The 17911-nt window shown below is 73.2% G+C and carries 16 protein-coding genes; 12 read left to right on the top strand and 4 right to left on the bottom strand.

Annotated elements, in window-relative coordinates; genetic code table 11:
• Positions 1-81 precede the first annotated feature (81 nt).
• Both H299_RS0107240 and H299_RS0107235 read left to right on the top strand, forming a co-directional pair.
• A complete protein-coding gene (locus H299_RS0107240) occupies positions 82-1278 on the top strand; it encodes a glycerate kinase (RefSeq protein WP_486587176.1) in 1197 nt (398 codons plus the stop codon).
• Between the two features lie 156 nt (positions 1279-1434).
• Entirely contained in the window at positions 1435-2862 is a 1428-nt protein-coding gene (locus H299_RS0107235; RefSeq protein ID WP_027747871.1) for a GntP family permease, read from the top strand.
• Positions 2863-2883: 21 nt separating this feature from the next.
• Here H299_RS0107235 and H299_RS0107230 read toward each other — a convergent pair whose 3' ends face one another.
• Complete coding sequence (locus H299_RS0107230) at positions 2884-3318, bottom strand: VOC family protein (RefSeq protein WP_027747870.1); 435 nt, start codon at positions 3316-3318, stop codon at positions 2884-2886.
• A gap of 119 nt (positions 3319-3437) precedes the next feature.
• Here H299_RS0107230 and H299_RS0107225 point away from each other — a divergent pair, with 119 nt between their 5' ends.
• Positions 3438-4076: a TetR/AcrR family transcriptional regulator gene (locus H299_RS0107225; protein ID WP_027747869.1), complete on the top strand. Its 639-nt coding sequence runs from the start codon at positions 3438-3440 to the stop codon at positions 4074-4076.
• A 238-nt stretch (positions 4077-4314) separates the two neighbouring features.
• Here the strand turns inward: H299_RS0107225 and H299_RS0107220 are convergent, their stop codons facing one another.
• Together H299_RS0107220 and H299_RS32670 are read right to left on the bottom strand one after the other, a co-directional pair.
• Positions 4315-4689 carry a WhiB family transcriptional regulator gene (locus H299_RS0107220; RefSeq protein ID WP_027747868.1) on the bottom strand — a complete coding sequence of 125 codons (375 nt, stop codon included), beginning with the start codon at positions 4687-4689 and terminating at the stop codon, positions 4315-4317.
• Positions 4690-5025: 336 nt separating this feature from the next.
• Positions 5026-5679 (bottom strand): DUF1707 and DUF2154 domain-containing protein, encoded by a 654-nt coding sequence (locus tag H299_RS32670; protein ID WP_037758254.1) that lies wholly within the window; start codon positions 5677-5679, stop codon positions 5026-5028.
• Positions 5680-5894: 215 nt separating this feature from the next.
• Here H299_RS32670 and H299_RS0107210 point away from each other — a divergent pair, with 215 nt between their 5' ends.
• The 5 genes from H299_RS0107210 (at position 5895) to H299_RS32650 (ending at position 13489) form a co-directional block, all read left to right on the top strand.
• Positions 5895-7622, top strand: a complete 1728-nt coding sequence (locus tag H299_RS0107210) for a fumarate hydratase (protein ID WP_027747867.1) — start codon at positions 5895-5897, stop codon at positions 7620-7622.
• A gap of 74 nt (positions 7623-7696) precedes the next feature.
• Entirely contained in the window at positions 7697-9157 is a 1461-nt protein-coding gene (locus H299_RS32665) for a class II fumarate hydratase (RefSeq protein WP_078512533.1), read from the top strand.
• 183 nt (positions 9158-9340) lie between these two features.
• Positions 9341-10093 carry a cytidylyl-2-hydroxypropylphosphonate hydrolase gene (gene fomD / locus H299_RS32660; protein ID WP_051262204.1) on the top strand — a complete coding sequence of 251 codons (753 nt, stop codon included), beginning with the start codon at positions 9341-9343 and terminating at the stop codon, positions 10091-10093.
• 153 nt (positions 10094-10246) lie between these two features.
• Positions 10247-10927, top strand: coding sequence for a class I SAM-dependent methyltransferase (locus H299_RS0107195; protein ID WP_027747866.1), 681 nt, complete (start codon positions 10247-10249; stop codon positions 10925-10927).
• 63 nt (positions 10928-10990) lie between these two features.
• Complete coding sequence (locus tag H299_RS32650) at positions 10991-13489, top strand: SpoIIE family protein phosphatase (RefSeq protein WP_106965740.1); 2499 nt, start codon at positions 10991-10993, stop codon at positions 13487-13489.
• A 66-nt stretch (positions 13490-13555) separates the two neighbouring features.
• Here H299_RS32650 and ahpD read toward each other — a convergent pair whose 3' ends face one another.
• Positions 13556-14137 (bottom strand): alkylhydroperoxidase, AhpD family, encoded by a 582-nt coding sequence (gene ahpD, locus H299_RS32645; RefSeq protein WP_051262203.1) that lies wholly within the window; start codon positions 14135-14137, stop codon positions 13556-13558.
• A 171-nt stretch (positions 14138-14308) separates the two neighbouring features.
• Here ahpD and H299_RS0107175 point away from each other — a divergent pair, with 171 nt between their 5' ends.
• The 4 genes from H299_RS0107175 to H299_RS0107160 all read left to right on the top strand — a co-directional run bounded on the left by H299_RS0107175 (position 14309) and on the right by H299_RS0107160 (position 17893).
• Positions 14309-14914, top strand: coding sequence for a Uma2 family endonuclease (locus H299_RS0107175; protein ID WP_027747864.1), 606 nt, complete (start codon positions 14309-14311; stop codon positions 14912-14914).
• A gap of 145 nt (positions 14915-15059) precedes the next feature.
• On the top strand, positions 15060-16520 hold the full coding sequence (locus H299_RS0107170) for a catalase (RefSeq protein WP_027747863.1): 1461 nt from the start codon (positions 15060-15062) through the stop codon (positions 16518-16520).
• A gap of 96 nt (positions 16521-16616) precedes the next feature.
• Positions 16617-17141, top strand: a complete 525-nt coding sequence (locus tag H299_RS0107165) for a PadR family transcriptional regulator (RefSeq protein ID WP_027747862.1) — start codon at positions 16617-16619, stop codon at positions 17139-17141.
• 80 nt (positions 17142-17221) lie between these two features.
• Positions 17222-17893: an ABC transporter ATP-binding protein gene (locus H299_RS0107160; RefSeq protein ID WP_027747861.1), complete on the top strand. Its 672-nt coding sequence runs from the start codon at positions 17222-17224 to the stop codon at positions 17891-17893.
• The last annotated feature ends 18 nt before the right edge of the window (positions 17894-17911 follow it).

The raw sequence follows: 17911 nt of genomic DNA, 5'->3' as shown, positions 1-17911 counted from the left end.
ACCGCGCACAGGCGCACCGGACAAAGCGCGGGTGAACTTTGTCTGCCGAGCCAATGTCCTGCACGCGGGGCGGTTCCTACAGTGCTCACACGGCTCATTCGTCTCCGGAGTGTGCTGGTTCCTCCTGTTTCCCGAAGGGCCTCATCCACTGTGCGCGTCGTCATCGCTCCCGACTCATTCAAGGGCAGTCTCCCCGCCGCGGCTGTGTGTGCCGCGATCGAGAGGGGGGTGCGCCGGGCCCGTCCGGACGCCGAGGTCACCCGCGTGCCGATGGCGGACGGGGGCGAGGGCACGCTGGACTGCGTCCTGGACGCCACCGGGGGACGCGAGGTGTCCCTGCACGTCACCGGGCCGCTGCGGCGTACCGTTCCGGCGCGCTACGTGCTGTCGGCGGACGGCCGGTCCGCCGTCGTCGAACTGGCCGCCGCGTCGGGCCTGCCGCTGGTGGAACCGCACGAGCTGGACCCGCTGGGCGCCCACACCGCGGGTACGGGCGAACTGGTCGCCGACGCGATCCGCCGGGGCGCCCGCGACGTGCTGATCTGCGTGGGCGGCAGCGCGAGCACCGACGGCGGCACCGGCCTGCTCCGGGCGCTGGGCTTCCGCTTCCTGGCCGGGGACGGCTCCGAACTGGCGGCGGGCGGCGCCGCCCTGGCCGCTCTCGCCCGGATCGACAGCGGCTCCGTACCGGCTTCCGTCCTGGAGACCCGGTTCCGGATCGCCTGCGACGTCACCAACCCGCTGCTCGGCGCGGACGGCGCCGCCGCGGTCTTCGGGCCGCAGAAGGGCGCCACCTCGGAGCAGGTGCGGCAGCTCGACGCCGCGCTGGGCCGGTATGCGGACGTGCTCGCCGACCAGTTCGGCGTCCGGGTGCACGACCTGCCCGGTGCCGGGGCGGCCGGCGGCACCTGCGGCGGCCTGGTCGCCGCGCTGGGGGCGGAGCCCGTACGCGGCTGCGACCTGGTGGCGGAGACCGTCGGACTGGCCGCGGCACTGGAGGGCGCCGACCTGGTCATCACGGGCGAGGGCCGGCTGGACCGGCAGAGCGCCGCCGGGAAGGTCGTCTCCGTCGTGGCGCGGCTCGCCCGGCGGCGCGGCATCGCCGCCGTGGCGCTCGCCGGCCAGGTGGCGCTGCCCGCCGAGGAGTTGCACGCGGCCGGACTGACCGCCGCGTTCAGCATCGCGGACGGCCCGCGCACGCTGGCCGCGATGACCGGGGCGGTGGAGCCCCTGCTGTCGGACGCGGCGGAGCAGGTCGTACGGCTCCGCCTCGGCTGACCGGCACGGCTGCACCCGCCCGCCCCTTCCCGTCCCCCGTCCCCTCGTTCCCCGTCCCCCGCCCGTGTTGTCCGGAAGGTCCCCCTCCGGACACTCGGCCCCGGCCGTCGGCCCCGGCCACCACGGACACACCCCGTCCCGCACGCAAGGAGTTCCATGAGCACCGCAGGACCGTTCCTGCTCGTCGCCCTCGCGATGAGTATCGGCTTGATCATCCTCCTGTGCGGCCGCTTCCGGCTGCACCCCTTCCTGGCCATCGTCATCGCCTCGTACGGCTTCGGACTCGCGGCGATGGGCATCGGTGCCGCGACCGGCGCGGACAAGCCCTTCGTCGACAATCTCGGCGGCACCGTCGCCCAGGGGTTCGGCGACATCCTCGCGAGCATCGGCCTGGTGATCCTCTTCGGGACCATCATCGGCAAGGTGCTGGAGCGCACGGGTGCCGCCGTCACCCTGGCCGAGGCCGTGCTCAAGGTCGTGGGCAAACGGCACCCGGCCCTCGCCATGTCGGTGATGGGCTGGACGGTCTCCATCCCCGTCTTCTGCGACTCCGGCTACGTGGTGCTCTCGCCGCTCCAGCGCTCCATCGCGCGCAAGACCGGCAAGAACCCGGTCGTGCTGGGCACGGCGCTGGCCACCGGGCTGTACGCGTCGCACACCTTCGTACCGCCCACGCCCGGCCCGATCGCCGCCGCCGGCAACGTCGGCATCGGGGCGGACGGCCTGGTGTGGGTCATCCTCTTCAGCATCCCCGTCTCGCTGGCCGCCGCGCTGGCCGGGCTGTACTGGGCGCTGCGCCACACCAAGAACCTGGAGAGCGCGCTGCCCGAACTGCACGAGTCGTTCGAGGAGTACAAGGAGCAGTTCGAGCGGCTGCCGGGGCTCGGCCGGGCGCTGGCCCCGATCCTCGTACCGATCGCCCTGATGGCCGCCGGGTCCGTCGCCGCCTTCCCCTCCGGGGACTCCACGCTGGTCGACGGCGCCTTCGGCAGTCTGCTCAAGGACCTGGGTGCGCCGGTGAACGCGCTGCTGATCGGCGTCGTCCTGGCGCTCACGCTGCTCCCGCCCCGGCTGGACGCCAAGGCGCTCACCACCTGGGTCTCGGAGGGGCTGGTGGACGCGGCGCCGATCCTCGTCATCACGGGCGCGGGCGGCGCGTTCGGCGCGGTGATCAAGGGCACCCCGCTGGCCGACTACATCGGCACGCTGATCGGGGACGGCTCGGCGCTGGGCGGCGTGACCTCGCTGCTGGTGCTGTTCGGGATCGCGGCGTTGCTCAAGACCGCACAGGGCAGCAGCACCGCCGCGCTCATCATCACCTCCACCCTCGCGCAGCCGCTGCTGCCCGCGCTGGGCCTGGACGGGACGCTCGGCGCCATCCCCATCGGCCAGGTGATGGCCGTGATGGCCATCGGAGCCGGTGCCATGGTGGTGAGCCACGTCAACGACTCCTACTTCTGGGTCGTCTCGCAGTTCTCCGGCATGGACGTCAAGACCGCGTACCGCGCCCATACGGCGGCCACGCTGATCCAGGGGCTCACCGCACTGGCCGTCGTCCTCGCGCTCGGCGCCGTGCTGCTCTGAGGGCCTGTCCGGCAGCGGGCATCAGGAGGCGGAGGGCGGCTCGGCGAACTGCGCGGCGAAGGACTCCGCCGGGGGGATCGGGGTGATGACGTCGACGAGCACGCCCTCCGGGGCCGCCACGATGAAGTGTCGCTGGCCGAAGTCCTCGCTGCGCAGCGGGAGCGCCTCGGTGAGCCCGGCCGCGCCGACGAGGCGGCGGTGCTCGGCGTCCACGTCGGTTACCTCGAAGTTGAGGAGCAGCCCGCCGACGGGGGCACGGAAGCCCTCGGGGAGCGTCGGGTGGGTGTGGTCGAGCAGCGCCAGTTCGTAGTGCGGCGGTTCGGGGCGGCGGAGGCTGACGTACCAGTCCGCCTCGAAGACCACCTCGAACCCGAAGTGCTCCGTGTAGAAGGCGCGGGACCGGGCGACCTCGCGCACGCAGATCACAGGATAGAAGCTGTCGAGCTGGGTGTGCATGGGACTCTCCTCCGCAGGTTTCACATACCTTGGGTATGTGAAAGAGGCTAGTAACATACCCCGGGTATGTCAACGGGCGCGCCGACCGGCCCCGAGGCTCGGACGAGAGGGGACCGCAGGTGGCGAGCAGGGCGGAGCAGCGGGCCGAGACCCGGCGGGCACTGCTGGCGGAGGGGCGGCGGCGCTTCGCCGAGGACGGCTACCACGGGGTCGTGCTGGAGGAGGTCGCCCGCGCCGTCGGGGTCACGAAGGGCGCCGCGTACCACCACTTCGGCAGCAAGGCCGGTCTCTTCCGCGCGGTATTCGCGGAAGCACAGGAAGACGTGGCCGAACGGGTGGCGCGCGCCGCCGACGCACGGGACGACCCCTGGGAGCAACTCCTCGCGGGCTGCCAGGCCTTCCTGGCCGCCGGCTCGGACCCGGCGATCCAGCGCATCACCCTCGTCGACGCGCCCACCGTGCTGGGCTGGAACGAGTGGCGCGCGGCCGACGAGGCGTCCTCCGCACGCCACCTCGCGGAGGCGCTGGCAGCCCTGATCGACTCCGGGGTGATCGCGCCTCAGCCGGTGGAGCCGCTGACCCGGCTGCTGTCCGGTGCGATGAACGAGGCGGCCGTATGGCTCGCCCGCTCCCCCGCCGCCGAGCCGGACACCGAGCCGGGCGCCGCACCGGAGGCCGAGGCGCCTACGGGCACCCCCGCGCTGGATGCCACCACGCACGCCCTGCGCCTGCTCCTCGACGGCCTCCGCCGCCGCTGACGCACGGCCGCTCGCACGGCAGGGCCCGCACGCGCACCAGGGCCTGTCCGATGGATCTTTGCGGAGCGGCCCGCGGCGCCCGCGACGCCCACGGCGCGGCAGGGCACAGGCACCGGGCGACGCCCGCCCGGGAAGACCCACCGGACAGCCCCGAGCCCCAGGTCGGGGCGGGGGTCCGTACGGGCGCGCCGGGAAGCCGGGCGGCGGCAGGCGCCGTCAGGCGATCAGCGGGCCGACGTCAGGCGATCCGGCGAACGGGCGGTGCCTCCACCGCCGCAGCCGCCGCCGCAGCCGCCGCCCGCCGTCTGCGCGCCTGCACCACCCGCCGCTCGGCCGCCGTCAGGCCGCCCCAGACGCCGTACGGCTCGGGCTGGACGAGCGCGTGCTCACGGCACTCGACGAGCACCGGGCACCCGGCGCACACCCGCTTGGCCGCCTGCTCGCGCGAGAGCCGGGCGGCGGTCGGTTCCTTGGACGGGGCGAAGAAGAGCCCCGCCTCGTCCCGGCGGCAGACAGCCTCCGTGTGCCAGGGACCAGCGTGATCGCCACGCGCGGGAGCGCTCGGGGCGGTCACTCTGGCGGCCTGCAGTGACTGATGCGGCGGTTGCAGCACGGTCTACTCCTGACGAGACGGCTACGGCGGGTCGATCTGTCGATTGAGGCACCTTCACCCGTCCTGCTGCGCACGGCAGATCGCACTGCTGCCGTACGAGAGACGATGCCCGAGCCCTACCCGCTGTGCGCACGCTTATGCACACGGTGGCGGCCCACGCGCCGCCCACCGCCGGGGAGTTCACTTCCGCGACCGGTCACCGGGCGCCGCCGGGAACGGGGCCCGCGAACCTTCAGGTGTCGCACGCCCGCCGCCCGCTCCGCGTGCGCGCAAGTGCTCCGGAGCGCCGCCGGGAGCCGCGCGCCGCAGCGCGCCCCCGCACCCCGCCGCGGCCGGTCAGTGCCCCCTGTGCAGGTTGCGCAGCCGCTTGCCCCGCTTGGGCCGCGCCTCGACGCCGCCGAAGATCGCGAAGCCCTTCACGAGCACCACCGGCGCGTCCACGTCCGTCGAATCCTGCGACTTCACGTCGAAGCCGCCGAAGATCCCCGTCCCCTTGCCGCGCAGCGTGACGTTCTCCGGAACCTTGATCTCGACCCCGCCGAAGATCGCGGTGGCGTTGATCACGATCTCCCGCTGCTCGAAGATCGCCTCGCTCAGGTCGATCTCGATCCCGCCGAAGCAGGCGAAGGCGTTGGTCTTGCGCCCGATACGCCAACGGCCCCGGCGCGTCGCACCGCTGAAGATGGCCACCGCGTTGTCGCTGGCCGCACCCGCGGCCGGGGAGTCGCTCGTGAGCGGTGGCGCCTGGGCGGCGCCCACACCCGCCTCGGGCAGGTCGCGGACGAGCGGCTCAAGCTCGCCCATCGTCTTGGCGGAGTAGGCCGCGTCGATCCGCTCGGAGTGCTCCTCCGTGTCCAGCCGCCCCTGGGCCAGCGCCTCCCGCAGGATGTCGGCGACGCGGTCGCGGTCGGCGTCCGACGCGCGTACGTCCGCCGCGGCGGCGCGGCCGGAGCCGCCCGCCGGCGCGGGGGCCGGGGCGGGCGCGGCCACCGGCGCGGGGGCGGCTGCCCCCTGCTGCTTCTCGGGCGCCGCCTCCGCCGCCTTCTCGAGGCTGGCGGCAGGGCCCTGGTCGGGCGGAGAGTCATTCACCCGGCCAGCGTACCCAGACGCGATAGATCGCGACTACCCCGGATCACGCTTTGTCGCCCGGCCGTTCTACGCTTCCCTCCTGTGAGACGCGCTCACCGCCGAGAGGAAGATGCCTGATGCCCGCCACCCCCAGCCCGGCCCGGCCGGCGTTCGCCTACACGGAGCTGCTGCCGCAGGGCCCGGACAGCACGCCGTACCGGCTGGTCACCTCGGAGGGCGTCCGTACCTTCCAGGCGGACGGGCGCACCTTCCTCAGCGTCGAGCCGCAGGCGCTGCGCACCCTCGCCGCGGAGGCGATGCACGACATCTCGCACTACCTGCGCCCCGCCCACCTCAGCCAGCTGCGCCGCATCCTGGACGACCCGGAGGCCAGCGCCAACGACCGCTTCGTCGCGCTCGACCTGCTCAAGAACGCCAACATCGCCGCCGCCGGCGTGCTCCCGATGTGCCAGGACACCGGCACCGCCATCGTGATGGGCAAGCGCGGCCAGCAGGTCCTGACCGGGGGCGGTGACGAGGAAGCCCTCTCGCACGGCATCCACGACGCCTACACCAGGCTCAACCTGCGCTACTCCCAGCTGGCCCCGCTGACCATGTGGGAGGAGAAGAACACCGGCACCAACCTGCCCGCCCAGATCGAGCTGTACGCGGCCGACGGCGACGCCTACAAGTTCCTGTTCATGGCGAAGGGCGGCGGCAGCGCCAACAAGTCCTTCCTCTACCAGGAGACGAAGGCGGTGCTGAACGAGGCGTCGATGATGAGGTTCCTGGAGGAGAAGATCCGCTCCCTGGGCACCGCCGCCTGCCCCCCGTACCACCTGGCGATCGTGGTGGGCGGCACCAGCGCCGAATACGCGCTCAAGACCGCCAAGTACGCCTCCGCCCACTACCTCGACGAGCTGCCCGCCGAGGGCTCCGCCGCCGGGCACGGCTTCCGCGACAAGGAGCTGGAGCAGCAGGTCTTCGAGCTGACCCAGCGCATCGGCATCGGCGCGCAGTTCGGCGGCAAGTACTTCTGCCACGACGTGCGCGTGGTGCGGCTGCCCCGGCACGGCGCGTCCTGCCCGGTCGCGATCGCCGTGTCCTGCTCCGCAGACCGGCAGGCGCTCGCGAAGATCACGGCGGAGGGCGTGTTCCTGGAGCAGCTGGAGACCGACCCGGCGCGCTTCCTGCCGGAGACCACGGCGTCCGACCTGACCGGCGCGTCCGGCGCGACGGGCGCCGCCGAGGCGGCAGCCGCCGAGCGGGACGTGGTGCGCATCGACCTCACCCGGCCGATGGACGAGATCCGCGCCGAGCTGTCCCGGCACCCGGTCAAGACCCGCCTCTCCCTCACCGGCCCGCTGGTCGTCGCCCGCGACATCGCGCACGCCAAGATCAAGGAGCGGCTCGACGCGGGCGAGGGCATGCCGCAGTACCTGCGCGACCACGCCGTCTACTACGCAGGTCCGGCCAAGACCCCCGAGGGCTACGCCTCCGGCTCCTTCGGGCCGACGACGGCGGGGCGGATGGACGCGTACGTGGAGCAGTTCCAGGCCGCGGGCGGCTCCTTCGTCATGCTCGCCAAGGGCAACCGCAGCAAGCAGGTCACCGACGCCTGCGCCGCGCACGGCGGCTTCTACCTCGGCTCCATCGGCGGTCCGGCCGCCCGGCTGGCCCAGGACTGCATCAAGAAGGTGGAGGTGCTGGAGTACGAGGAGCTGGGCATGGAGGCGGTCTGGCGCATCGAGGTGGCGGACTTCCCGGCGTTCGTCGTGGTCGACGACAAGGGCAACGACTTCTTCACCGACCCCGGCCCCGCGCAGCCGTTCGTGACCTCCATCCCCGTCCGTCCGGCCGGGTAGGCCCGCGGGCGGCGAGTGCGGTACGGGCCCCCGGCGGCGGCGCGGTTGTCGGACCCGGCAAGTAGATTCGGGTCATGACCGATCACGACCAGCGTGCCCGGCAGGGCAGCCCCGCAGCCCCACCCGCACCCGTCGCCGCGGCCACCGCCCCGGGCGGATTCCGTACGGAGCACGACTCCATGGGCGAGGTCCAGGTGCCCGCGCACGCCAAGTGGCGGGCGCAGACGCAGCGGGCCGTGGAGAACTTCCCCATCAGCGGGCAGCGCCTGGAGCGCGCGCACATCGAGGCCCTGGCGCGGATCAAGGCGGCGGCGGCCGTGGTCAACGCCGAGCTGGGCGTGCTGGACGCGGAGCTGGCCGAGGCGGTGCGGTCGGCGGCCGAGGAGGTCGCCGTCGGCCGGTGGGACGAGCACTTCCCCGTCGACGTGTTCCAGACCGGCTCCGGCACCTCGTCCAACATGAACATGAACGAGGTCGTCGCCACGCTCGCCACCGAGCGGCTCGGCGCCCCCGTCCACCCCAACGACCATGTGAACGCCAGCCAGTCCTCCAACGACGTCTTTCCCTCCTCCCTGCACATCGCGGCGACGGCAGCCGTCACCCGCGACCTGATCCCCGCGCTGGACCACCTGGCGGCGGCGCTGGAGCGCAAGTCCGGCGAGTTCGCGTCCGTGGTGAAGTCGGGGCGTACGCACCTGATGGACGCCACCCCGGTCACCCTCGGCCAGGAGTTCGGCGGTTACGCCGCCCAGGTGCGGTACGGCGTGGAGCGGCTGCTCTCCGCCCTCCCCCGGCTCGCCGAGCTGCCGCTGGGCGGCACGGCGGTCGGCACCGGCATCAACACCCCGCCCGGCTTCTCCGCCGCCGTGATCGCGGAGACCGCCCGCAGCACCGGCCTGCCGCTGACCGAGGCGCGGGACCACTTCGAGGCGCAGGGCGCACGGGACGCCCTGGTCGAGACGTCCGGGCAGCTGCGGACGATCGCGGTGGGCCTTACCAAGATCTGCAACGACCTGCGCTGGATGGCCTCGGGCCCCCGTACGGGCCTGGCCGAGATCGCCCTGCCGGACCTCCAGCCCGGCTCCTCGATCATGCCGGGCAAGGTCAACCCGGTGGTCCCGGAGGCCGCCCTGATGGTCGCGGCGCAGGTCACGGGCAACGACGCGACGGTCGCGGCAGCCGGCGCGGCGGGCAACTTCGAGCTGAACGTGATGCTCCCGGTGATGGCCCGGAACCTCCTGGAATCCGTCCGGCTGCTGGCGAACGTCTCCCGGCTGCTCGCGGACCGCACCGTCGACGGCATCACGGCGAACGCCGAGCGCGCCCGCGAGTACGCCGAGTCCTCGCCCTCCGTGGTCACCCCGCTGAACCGCTTCATCGGGTACGAGAGCGCCGCCGCCGTGGCGAAGAAGGCGCTGGCCGAGCGGAAGACCATCCGCCAGGCCGTGCTGGACGCGGGCCATGTCGAGCGGGGCGAGCTGACGCTGGCCGAGTTGGACGAGGCGCTGGACGTGCTGGGTATGACGCGTCCATGAGGCTCACGTCAGGCGCGGGCGGGGCCCGGAAGCACCGCGGGTGACTCCTCCCTCACGCGCCGCGTCGCCCCCATACCGCACTCCGCCGCGCGACGTGCCGTACCAGCCCGGCTCCCGCACCCGAACGGGTGCCCTGCGGCACGGGTCACGGCGGGCGCCCGCGGGTCCTACTAGGCTCTGCTCATGACAGCGGACACGGTGGGACCCCGGGCGGACGGTCCGGGCGATTCGCCCGCCGCCGGCTGGCAGCCCGGCGAGCACGTGCTGTGGCGCTACCGCGCGAACGGCGCCGGCCATCCGCACATCTGCCGCCCCGTGACGGTCGTCCAGGACACCGCGCAGCTGCTCGCGGTCTGGCTGGCGCCCGGCACCATGTGCGTGCGGCCGGAGATGGCGGACGGCACCCCGGTGCACCGGGAGCCGCTCGCCACGCGCTACACCAGGCCCCGCCGGAGCGCGCGTGCGTGGTGGCTCGGCACCGGGGTGCTGAAGCTGGCCCGCCCCGGCGCCCCGTGGTCGGTCTGGCTGTTCTGGGAGCATGGCTGGCGGTTCAAGAACTACTACGTGAATCTGGAGGAGCCACGCGAGCGCTGGTCGGGGGGCGTCGACTCCGAGGACCACTTCCTGGACATCACCGTCACCCCGGACGGCGCCTGGGAGTGGCAGGACGAGGACGAGTTCGCCCAGGCCCAGCAGGCCGGCCTGCTGGACGCGGCGCAGGCCGCGCGGATACGGGCGGCGGGGCAGGCCGCCGTCGCGGAGATCCGCGCCTGGCGGTCGCCCTTCCCCGACGGCTGGGAGCACTGGCGCCCCGACCCGCGCTGGCCGGTGCCCCGGCTCCCGGAGGACTGGGACCGCTCCCCGGCCGCGGCGCCGCGAGCGGAGCCGCCGGATCTGGGAGCGCTCCCGGCGCCGGAAGGAAGGTCCGGACCATGAGCCGCTTCCCCGATCACAGCCGTGCGACAACCTCACGGCACCTCTTGATGCGCCCCCCTCAAGGAAACGTAGGATCAACCTCCGGAAGAAAGCTGCCGCACAACTCCCTTCCCCGCCCGGGGACTTGGCATGTGGCCAGAGAGGAGCCCTCCCATGGGCAGCACTGACGGACCGGGAGCGTACGACGACTACGACCGGTCCGAGTTGGACCGCAGCGGGCAGGCGGAGGCGTTCGACGCGATCGGCGACCGCTACGACGAGGCCTTCCCGCACAAGGAGGGCCAGCTCCTCGCGGGCACCTGGCTGGCCAAGCAGCTTCCGCCCGGCTCCCGGGTGCTCGACCTCGGCTGCGGTACGGGCCTGCCCACCGCGCGTCAGCTCGTCGACGCCGGACACCACGTCGTCGGTACGGACCTCTCGCCCGTCATGCTGGACCTCGCCCGCCGGCACGTGCCGGAGGCGGAGTTCCACCGCGTGGACATCGCGGATCTGGAACGCCGGGACCTCGGCCCGTTCGACGGCATCGCCGCTTTCTTCGCCCTGCTCATGCTCCCCCAGGTGGAGATCCCCTACGCGCTGCGTATGCTCCACGGGCAGCTGCGCGCGGGTGGTCCGCTGGCGCTGGGGATGGTGGAAGCGGATGTGAACGATTTCTCGATACCGTTCCTGGGTAACACGATCCGGGTGTCCGGTTATCTTCGGGACGATTTGCGCCGGATCGTACGCGACGCGGGCTTCGAGATCGCGGGTGAGGAGTCCTATGCCTTTGCCCCGGCCAGCACGGAAGTACCTCCAGAGATCCAGCTCTTCCTGCACTGTCGACGACGCCCCTAGGCCGCGAGCACCAAGCTCTGGGTGCGCCTGACGCGCAGCCCCGGACGGACGGAAACCCAACGCGTGACGGAGCACGAATCGCCAGCGGCGAGCAGAGCCCAGCCGCCGAACGCCTCGACGGAACCGCCCAGCGGTCCGCCCGCCGCCTCCCCTGCGGCCGGCCGGTCCGGCAGTGGGGCGGCACCGAGTGGTGCGCCGGACCGGTCGCCGCCGCGCGCGGAGGAGGCGGCAGCGCACGCGGCCGTCCCGGACCCGCGCGAGCAGAAGACCGCGCCTGCCCGGGGCAACGGGCGGCGGCGCGCGGCCGAGCCCACGGGCACCACCGCCGCCGCCGCGCACTCCGGCGCGGGCGGCACCGGTGGCGCGGCGGGCAGCCGTAGGAGCGGCGCCGCACAGGGCACCGCGAAGGGCGGCGAGAAGGGCGGCGAGAAGAACGCGAAAGGTGCGGCGAAGGGGAACGTGAAGCGGAAGGGGCCCGTGAAGAGCACCGCCAAGGACGCCGGCGCCCCGGGCACCGCCGGGACAGGGACCGGGACCGGCTCCGGTTCCCCGGCGGCGGCGACCGGCCGCCGCCGCCCCGACGACCCGGTGGACCCGGACCACGGCGGCGGCGCCGCCCGCGCCGCTTCCCGCCGCCGCAAGCCCGGCCCGAACCCGCCGGTCGACCCGGCGGCACCGCCGCCGGACACGCGCACCCCGGCCGGCCCCTCCGGCTCCCCGGACGGCGCCGTGCCGCCCTCGGCCGTGCCCGGCACGCCCCCGCCCGCCACCACCTCCGGTCCGCCCTCGGACGCCGAGGGGGAGATCGCCGAGCGGGAGCGGCGCGGCGGTGACCGGCTGCGCTTCGTCGGCGCCGCCACCCGGCGCATCGCACGCGGCGTCGACCTGGACGAGACCGTGCTCGGGCTGTGCCGGGCCAGCGTGCCCGCGTACTCCGACGCGATCCTCGTCTATCTGCGCGACCCGCTGCCCGTCGGCGACGAGCGGCCGGCGAGCCCCGTCGTGCTGCGGCTGCGGCGCAGCGACCGCATCCCGGAGGAGCGCCGGGACGGCGGGCTGGGGCTGGCGGCTTCCAGACAGCCGGGCATGACGGCGGAGAGCGCCGCGGAGCACACGGAGGTGCGGCCGGGCGGCCCGCTGTCCGAGGTGCTGCGCGGCGTCCGGCCGGTCTTCGCGGCGTCCGACGCCGTGAACGCCGCCCTGCCCGAGCTGCTGGGCCCCGACTGCACGCTCCCGGACGGCTACCGCGCCATCCTCGCCCCGCTGCGCGGCCGGCGGCGCGTCATCGGAGCGGCGGTCTTCCTGCGCCGCCCCGAGCGCTCACCGTTCGACGCGGAGGACCTGCTCGTCGCGGCGCAGCTGGCCACCCACACCGCGCTCGGCGTGGACAAGGCCGTGCTGTACGGGCGGGAGGCGTACATCGCCGACGAGCTCCAGCGCACGATGCTGCCCGACGCCCTGCCGCAGCCCACCGGCTGCACGCTGGCCAGCCGCTATCTGCCTGCGGCCGAGACCGCCCGGGTCGGCGGCGACTGGTACGACGCGATCCCGCTGCCCGGCAGCCGGGTCGCCCTGGTCGTCGGCGACGTGATGGGCCACTCGATGACCTCGGCCGCCATCATGGGCCAGCTGCGGACGACGGCGCAGACCCTGGCCGGTCTCGACCTGCCGCCGCAGGAGGTGCTGCACCACCTCGACGAGCAGGCCCAGCGGCTCGGCAGCGACCGCATGGCCACCTGCCTCTACGCGGTCTACGATCCCGTCGCGCACCGCATCCTGATCGCGAACGCGGGGCACCCGCCGCCCGTCCTGCTGCACCGGGACGGCCGTGCGGAGGTGCTGCGGATACCGGCAGGAGCGCCGATCGGCGTCGGCGGGGTCGACTTCGAGGCGGTGGAGCTGGACGCGCCGGAGGGCGCCACGCTGATCCTCTACACCGACGGGCTCGTCGAGTCGCGGACGCGTGACGTGTGGACTGGTATCGATTTCCTGCGCCAGAAGCTGGCCGAGACCGCCCGGCTGACCCGGCCGGGCACCGCGCCGCCGCTGGAGCCGCTGTGCGACGAGGTGCTGGACATCCTCGGCCCCGGCGACCGGGACGACGACATCGCGCTGCTCGCCGCCCGCTTCGACGGGATAACGCCCAGCGACGTCGCGTACTGGTATCTGGACCCGCGTGCCCAGACGGCCGGCCAGGCGCGGCGCCTCGCCCGGCGCGCGCTGGCCCGCTGGGGTCTGGAGGAGCTGACGGACGCGGCCGAGCTGCTGGTCAGCGAGGTGGTGACCAACGCGGTCCGGTACGCGGAGCGGCCGATCACGCTGCGGCTGCTGCGTACGGACATGCTGCGGTGCGAGGTCGGCGACGACGTACCTCAGCTGCCGAGGCTGCGCCAGGCCCGCGCGACGGACGAGGGCGGGCGCGGGCTGTACCTGGTCAACCGCATCGCCAGCCGCTGGGGTGCGACGCGGCTCTCGACAGGCAAGGTCGTGTGGTTCGAGCTGGCCCTGCCGTCCGGCTCCGCGTCCGGGTCCGGGCCTGGGAGCGCCGGCCCGATGATGTAGCGGCGACGGCGCCCCGGCTCGACGGTCGAGCCGGGGACGCCGGGCCTGGCCTGGCCGAGCGGGCCGTCAGTCCCCGCCCGGCACCGGCCGCTCCCCCGGCACCGCCTCCGGCACGGCCGCCTCCAGCACCGCCTCCGCCTCCAGCGTCGCCGCCACCGCCTGGAGCACCGCCGCGATCTTGAACGCCTCCTGCACCGCCTCCCGGTCCGTCCCCGCCGCGCGCAGCGCCCGCTCGTGCGCGTCCAGGCACCGGCCGCAGGCGTTGACCGCCGAGACGGCCAGCGCCCACAGCTCGTGGTCGGCCCTCGGCACGCCCGGGTCGCCCATGACGTTCATCCGCAGCCCGGCGCGCAACCCGTCGTATCCGGGGTCGGAGAGCAGGTGGCGGGTGCGGTGGAAGACGTTGCTCATCGTCATGGCCGCCGCCGCGGCCTTGGCCGCCGTGTACGCCTCGGCGGAGAGGTGCCCCCGCGCGTCCGGGCCCACCGCGCGCAGCAGGACGGGTGAGCGGAGGGCGATCGCGCAGCCGAGCACCGCGCCCCACAGGCGCTGCCGGGGCAGCGGGGAGTCGCCGATCACCGCACCGAGGTTGCGTCTGAGGTCGTTCGCGTACGCGGGGAGCGCGGCCGTCAGGTCGGCGAGTGCCATGCGGGGTCCTCCTCGTACCGCTTCGGACACCCACCACGGTGCCACAACGCCCCCGCACGTCAGCTCGGCGTCCCGCAGGTCGCTCATATGAAGGAATCAACGGCGCCGAAGACGCCTCCGCACGCTCCGGCCTACGATGATGCTCTCGACACCATCGCCAGGAGGCACGACATGTCCGCAGCAGCAGTCGAGCGTCCCTGCTCCGCGGAGCGGTCTTTGCTGGAGCAGGCCCAGCGTCTGTGGCAGGAGCTGCCCGAGGGCTATCGCGTCGAGGTCATCGAGGGACAGATCACCGTGACACCACCGCCGGACGGCCCTCATGGTGAGGTCCTCACCGATCTCCTGCTCGGCTTCAGCGCTCTGCACGGCGGGCAGAGCCGAGTGATCCAGGGAATGGGGGTATGGCTGCCCTCCGGGCCGTACGACTTCGCCGTCCCCGACCTCGCGGTGGTCGACGCCGACTACCGGAGCCATCAGCTGGAGAACAACTGTTACGACCCGGCCGCCTTCCGCCTGGTGCTGGAGGTCACCTCGTCGAACTTCGCGAACGATCTGCGGGCCAAGGTGGTCGTGTACGCGACGGCCCAGATCCCGGTCTACGTGATCGTCGACCGGAAGCACCAGCGCCTGCACGTGCTGAGCGAGCCGGTGATCAGCGAGTACCGCAGCCATCGCGTGCACGCGCCCGGTGAGACGGTCACGCTGCCCTCCTCGATCGGTGCGGAGATCACCCTCTCCGTCGACGAGGTGCTCGCGGCCGGGCACCGGGGGAAGTGACGCCGGGCTGCTCACAGCCCGCCTGCTGAGGGTCCGCCCGCGTTCGCGGATGCACCCGGTTGCCGATGTGTCGTCGGAGCGTTCTCCTGGGAAGAGCGATATCCCGGATTCCGTACCGCACCCACGCAGCGGGAGGCCGCTCCAGATGACCGACCACACGACCAACAACGTCGGAATCCCGGTGGAGAGCGACGAGCACTCGCTCACCGTCGGCTCCGACGGTCCGATTCTTCTCCAGGACCACTATCTGATCGAGAAGATGGCCCAGTTCAACCGCGAGCGGGTCCCCGAGCGGGTGGTCCACGCCAAGGGCGCCGGCGCGTACGGCACCTTCGAGGTGACCAACGACGTCAGCCAGTTCACCCGGGCCGACTTCCTCCAGCCGGGCAGGCGGACTCAGATGCTGGCCCGCTTCTCGACCGTCGCGGGCGAGCAGGGCAGCCCGGACACCTGGCGGGACCCGCGCGGTTTCGCGCTGAAGTTCTACACGGAGCAGGGCAACTACGACATGGTCGGCAACAACACGCCGGTCTTCTTCGTACGGGACCCGCAGAAGTTCCAGGACTTCATCCGCAGCCAGAAGCGGCGCCCGGACAGCGGGCTGCGCGACAACGACATGCAGTGGGACTTCTGGACGCTCTCGCCGGAGTCCGCGCACATGGTCACCTGGCTGATGGGCGACCGCGGCATCCCGAAGTCCTGGCGGCACATGAACGGCTACAGCTCGCACACCTACATGTGGGTGAACGGCGGCGGCGAGAAGTTCTGGGTGAAGTACCACTTCAAGACGGACCAGGGCATCGACTTCCTGCCGCAGGCCGACGCCGACGAGCTGGCCGGTTCGGACGGCGACTACCACCGCCGGGACCTGTTCGAGTCGATCGAGCGCGGCGACGCGCCCACCTGGACGGCGTATGTGCAGGTCATGCCCTTCGCGGACGCCCCCGACTACCGCTTCAACCCGTTCGACCTCACGAAGGTGTGGCCGCACGGCGACTACCCGCTGATCGAGGTCGGCCGGATGACGCTGAACCGGAATCCGGAGGACTACTTCGTCCACATCGAGCAGGCCGCCTTCGAGCCCTCGAACCTGGTGCCGGGCATCGGGCCGTCCCCGGACAAGATGCTGCTCGGCCGCCTCCACTCCTACCCGGACACCCACCGGTACCGGATCGGCGCCAACTACGCGCAGCTGCCGCCGAACCGGCCGCACGTGGAGGTGCGTTCGTACGCCAAGGACGGCGCGATGCGGTACGAGCCCGCGCACACCGCGCGGCCGTACGCGCCCAACTCGTACGGCGGGCCGGCCGCCGACACCACTCGTTTCGGTGAACCAGCGGGCTGGGCCACCGAGGGTGAAATGGTGCGCGAGGCGTACCGGCCGCGGCGCGAGGACGACGACTGGGGGCAGCCGGGCACCATGGTCCGCAAGGTGCTGGACGACGCGGAGCGCGAGCGGCTGGCCGGGAACGTCGCGGGGCACCTGCTGAACGGCGTGAGCAGGCCGGTGCTGGAGCGCGCGTTCCAGTACTGGCGGCACATCGACAAGGCGTTGGGCGACCGGATCGTCAAGAAGGTGGAGAGCGAGGCGGTGCCGCCGCGCTGAGGCCGCGGCGCCTGGCTGGGACGGCAGCGCCGCTGGCAGGCGCGGGTACACCATGCGTATACACAAGGTGTATACGCATGGTGTACAGTCTGCCGTATGTCCATCAGCCACACCCTTCTCGGTCTGCTCGAAGCCGGCCCCCGCCACGGGTACGACCTCAAGCGCGCCTTCGACGAGCGCTTCGGTCATGACCGCCAGCTGCACTACGGCCAGGTCTACTCGACGATGTCCCGGCTGCTCAAGCACGGCCTCGTCGAGGTGGACGGCATAGAGGCTGGCGGCGGCCCGGAGCGCAAGCGGTACGCGATCACCGACGCAGGTGTCACCGATGTGGCGGCGTGGCTCGCGCGCCCCGAGAAGCCCGAGCCCTATCTCCAGAGCACCCTCTACACCAAGGTCGTCCTCGCGCTGCTGACCGAGCGGGACGCCGCCGAACTGCTGGACGTCCAGCGCTCCGAGCACCTGCGGCTGATGCGCGAGCTGACGCGCCGCAAGAAGGACGGCGACTTCGCGGACCAACTGATCTGCGATCACGCGCTCTTCCACCTCGAGGCGGATCTGCGCTGGCTGGAGACGGCCGCCGCCCGTCTCGACCGGCTCGCCAGCGTGGTGCGCCCGTGACGGCCCCCGCACTCCGCGCCACCTCCGGCGCGCCCGGGGCGAGCACCGACACCGACAGCACTGCCGCGGGCTCCGGCGCCCTGCTCTCCGCCCACGGACTGCACAAGACGTACGGCAGCACGCCCGCACTGGCGGGCGCCGACTTCACCATCCACCCCGGCGAGGTGGTGGCCGTGATGGGCCCCTCCGGGTCCGGGAAGTCCACGCTGCTGCACTGCCTGGCGGGCATCGTGCCGCCCGACTCGGGCTCGGTGCACTACCGGGGCCGGGAGCTGTCCGCCCTGTCGGACGCCCGCCGCAGCGCGCTGCGCCGGGCGGACTTCGGCTTCGTCTTCCAGTTCGGCCAGCTGGTGCCCGAGCTGACCTGCACGGAGAACGTCGCACTGCCGCTGCGCCTGGTCGGCATGGGCCGCAAGGAGGCCGACGCCCGTGCCACCCGGTGGCTGGAGCGGCTCGAGGTGGCCGACGTCCGGCACCACCGCCCCGGCCAGGTGTCCGGCGGCCAGGGCCAGCGGGTGGCCATCGCCCGCGCGCTGGTGGGCACCCCGAGCGTGATCTTCGCCGACGAGCCGACGGGCGCGCTCGACTCGCTCAACGGCGAGCGGGTCATGGAGCTGCTGACCGACGCCGCCCGCGAGTCGCGCGCGGCCGTCGTGCTGGTGACGCACGAGTCGCGGGTCGCTGCCTACTCCGACCGCGAGGTCGTCGTACGGGACGGCAAAGCCCGGGACATGGCCGGTGCCAGGTGGTGATTCCGCGCCGCTGGTTCG

This window comes from Streptomyces sp. CNH287 (assembly GCF_000424825.1).
This window is presented reverse-complemented; position numbering and strand designations above follow the sequence as displayed.

What these genes read in the sequence shown, in the direction of transcription:
- H299_RS0107235 (WP_027747871.1), top strand. Translation starts at nt 1,435, where the DNA reads ATGAGCACCGCAGGACCGTTCCTGCTCGTCGCCCTCGCGATGAGTATC.
- H299_RS0107230 (WP_027747870.1), bottom strand. Translation starts at nt 3,318, where the DNA reads ATGCACACCCAGCTCGACAGCTTCTATCCTGTGATCTGCGTGCGCGAG.
- H299_RS0107210 (WP_027747867.1), top strand. Translation starts at nt 5,895, where the DNA reads ATGCCCGCCACCCCCAGCCCGGCCCGGCCGGCGTTCGCCTACACGGAG.
- H299_RS32665 (WP_078512533.1), top strand. Translation starts at nt 7,697, where the DNA reads ATGACCGATCACGACCAGCGTGCCCGGCAGGGCAGCCCCGCAGCCCCA.
- fomD (WP_051262204.1), top strand. Translation starts at nt 9,341, where the DNA reads ATGACAGCGGACACGGTGGGACCCCGGGCGGACGGTCCGGGCGATTCG.
- H299_RS0107195 (WP_027747866.1), top strand. Translation starts at nt 10,247, where the DNA reads ATGGGCAGCACTGACGGACCGGGAGCGTACGACGACTACGACCGGTCC.
- ahpD (WP_051262203.1), bottom strand. Translation starts at nt 14,137, where the DNA reads ATGGCACTCGCCGACCTGACGGCCGCGCTCCCCGCGTACGCGAACGAC.
- H299_RS0107175 (WP_027747864.1), top strand. Translation starts at nt 14,309, where the DNA reads ATGTCCGCAGCAGCAGTCGAGCGTCCCTGCTCCGCGGAGCGGTCTTTG.
- H299_RS0107170 (WP_027747863.1), top strand. Translation starts at nt 15,060, where the DNA reads ATGACCGACCACACGACCAACAACGTCGGAATCCCGGTGGAGAGCGAC.
- H299_RS0107165 (WP_027747862.1), top strand. Translation starts at nt 16,617, where the DNA reads ATGTCCATCAGCCACACCCTTCTCGGTCTGCTCGAAGCCGGCCCCCGC.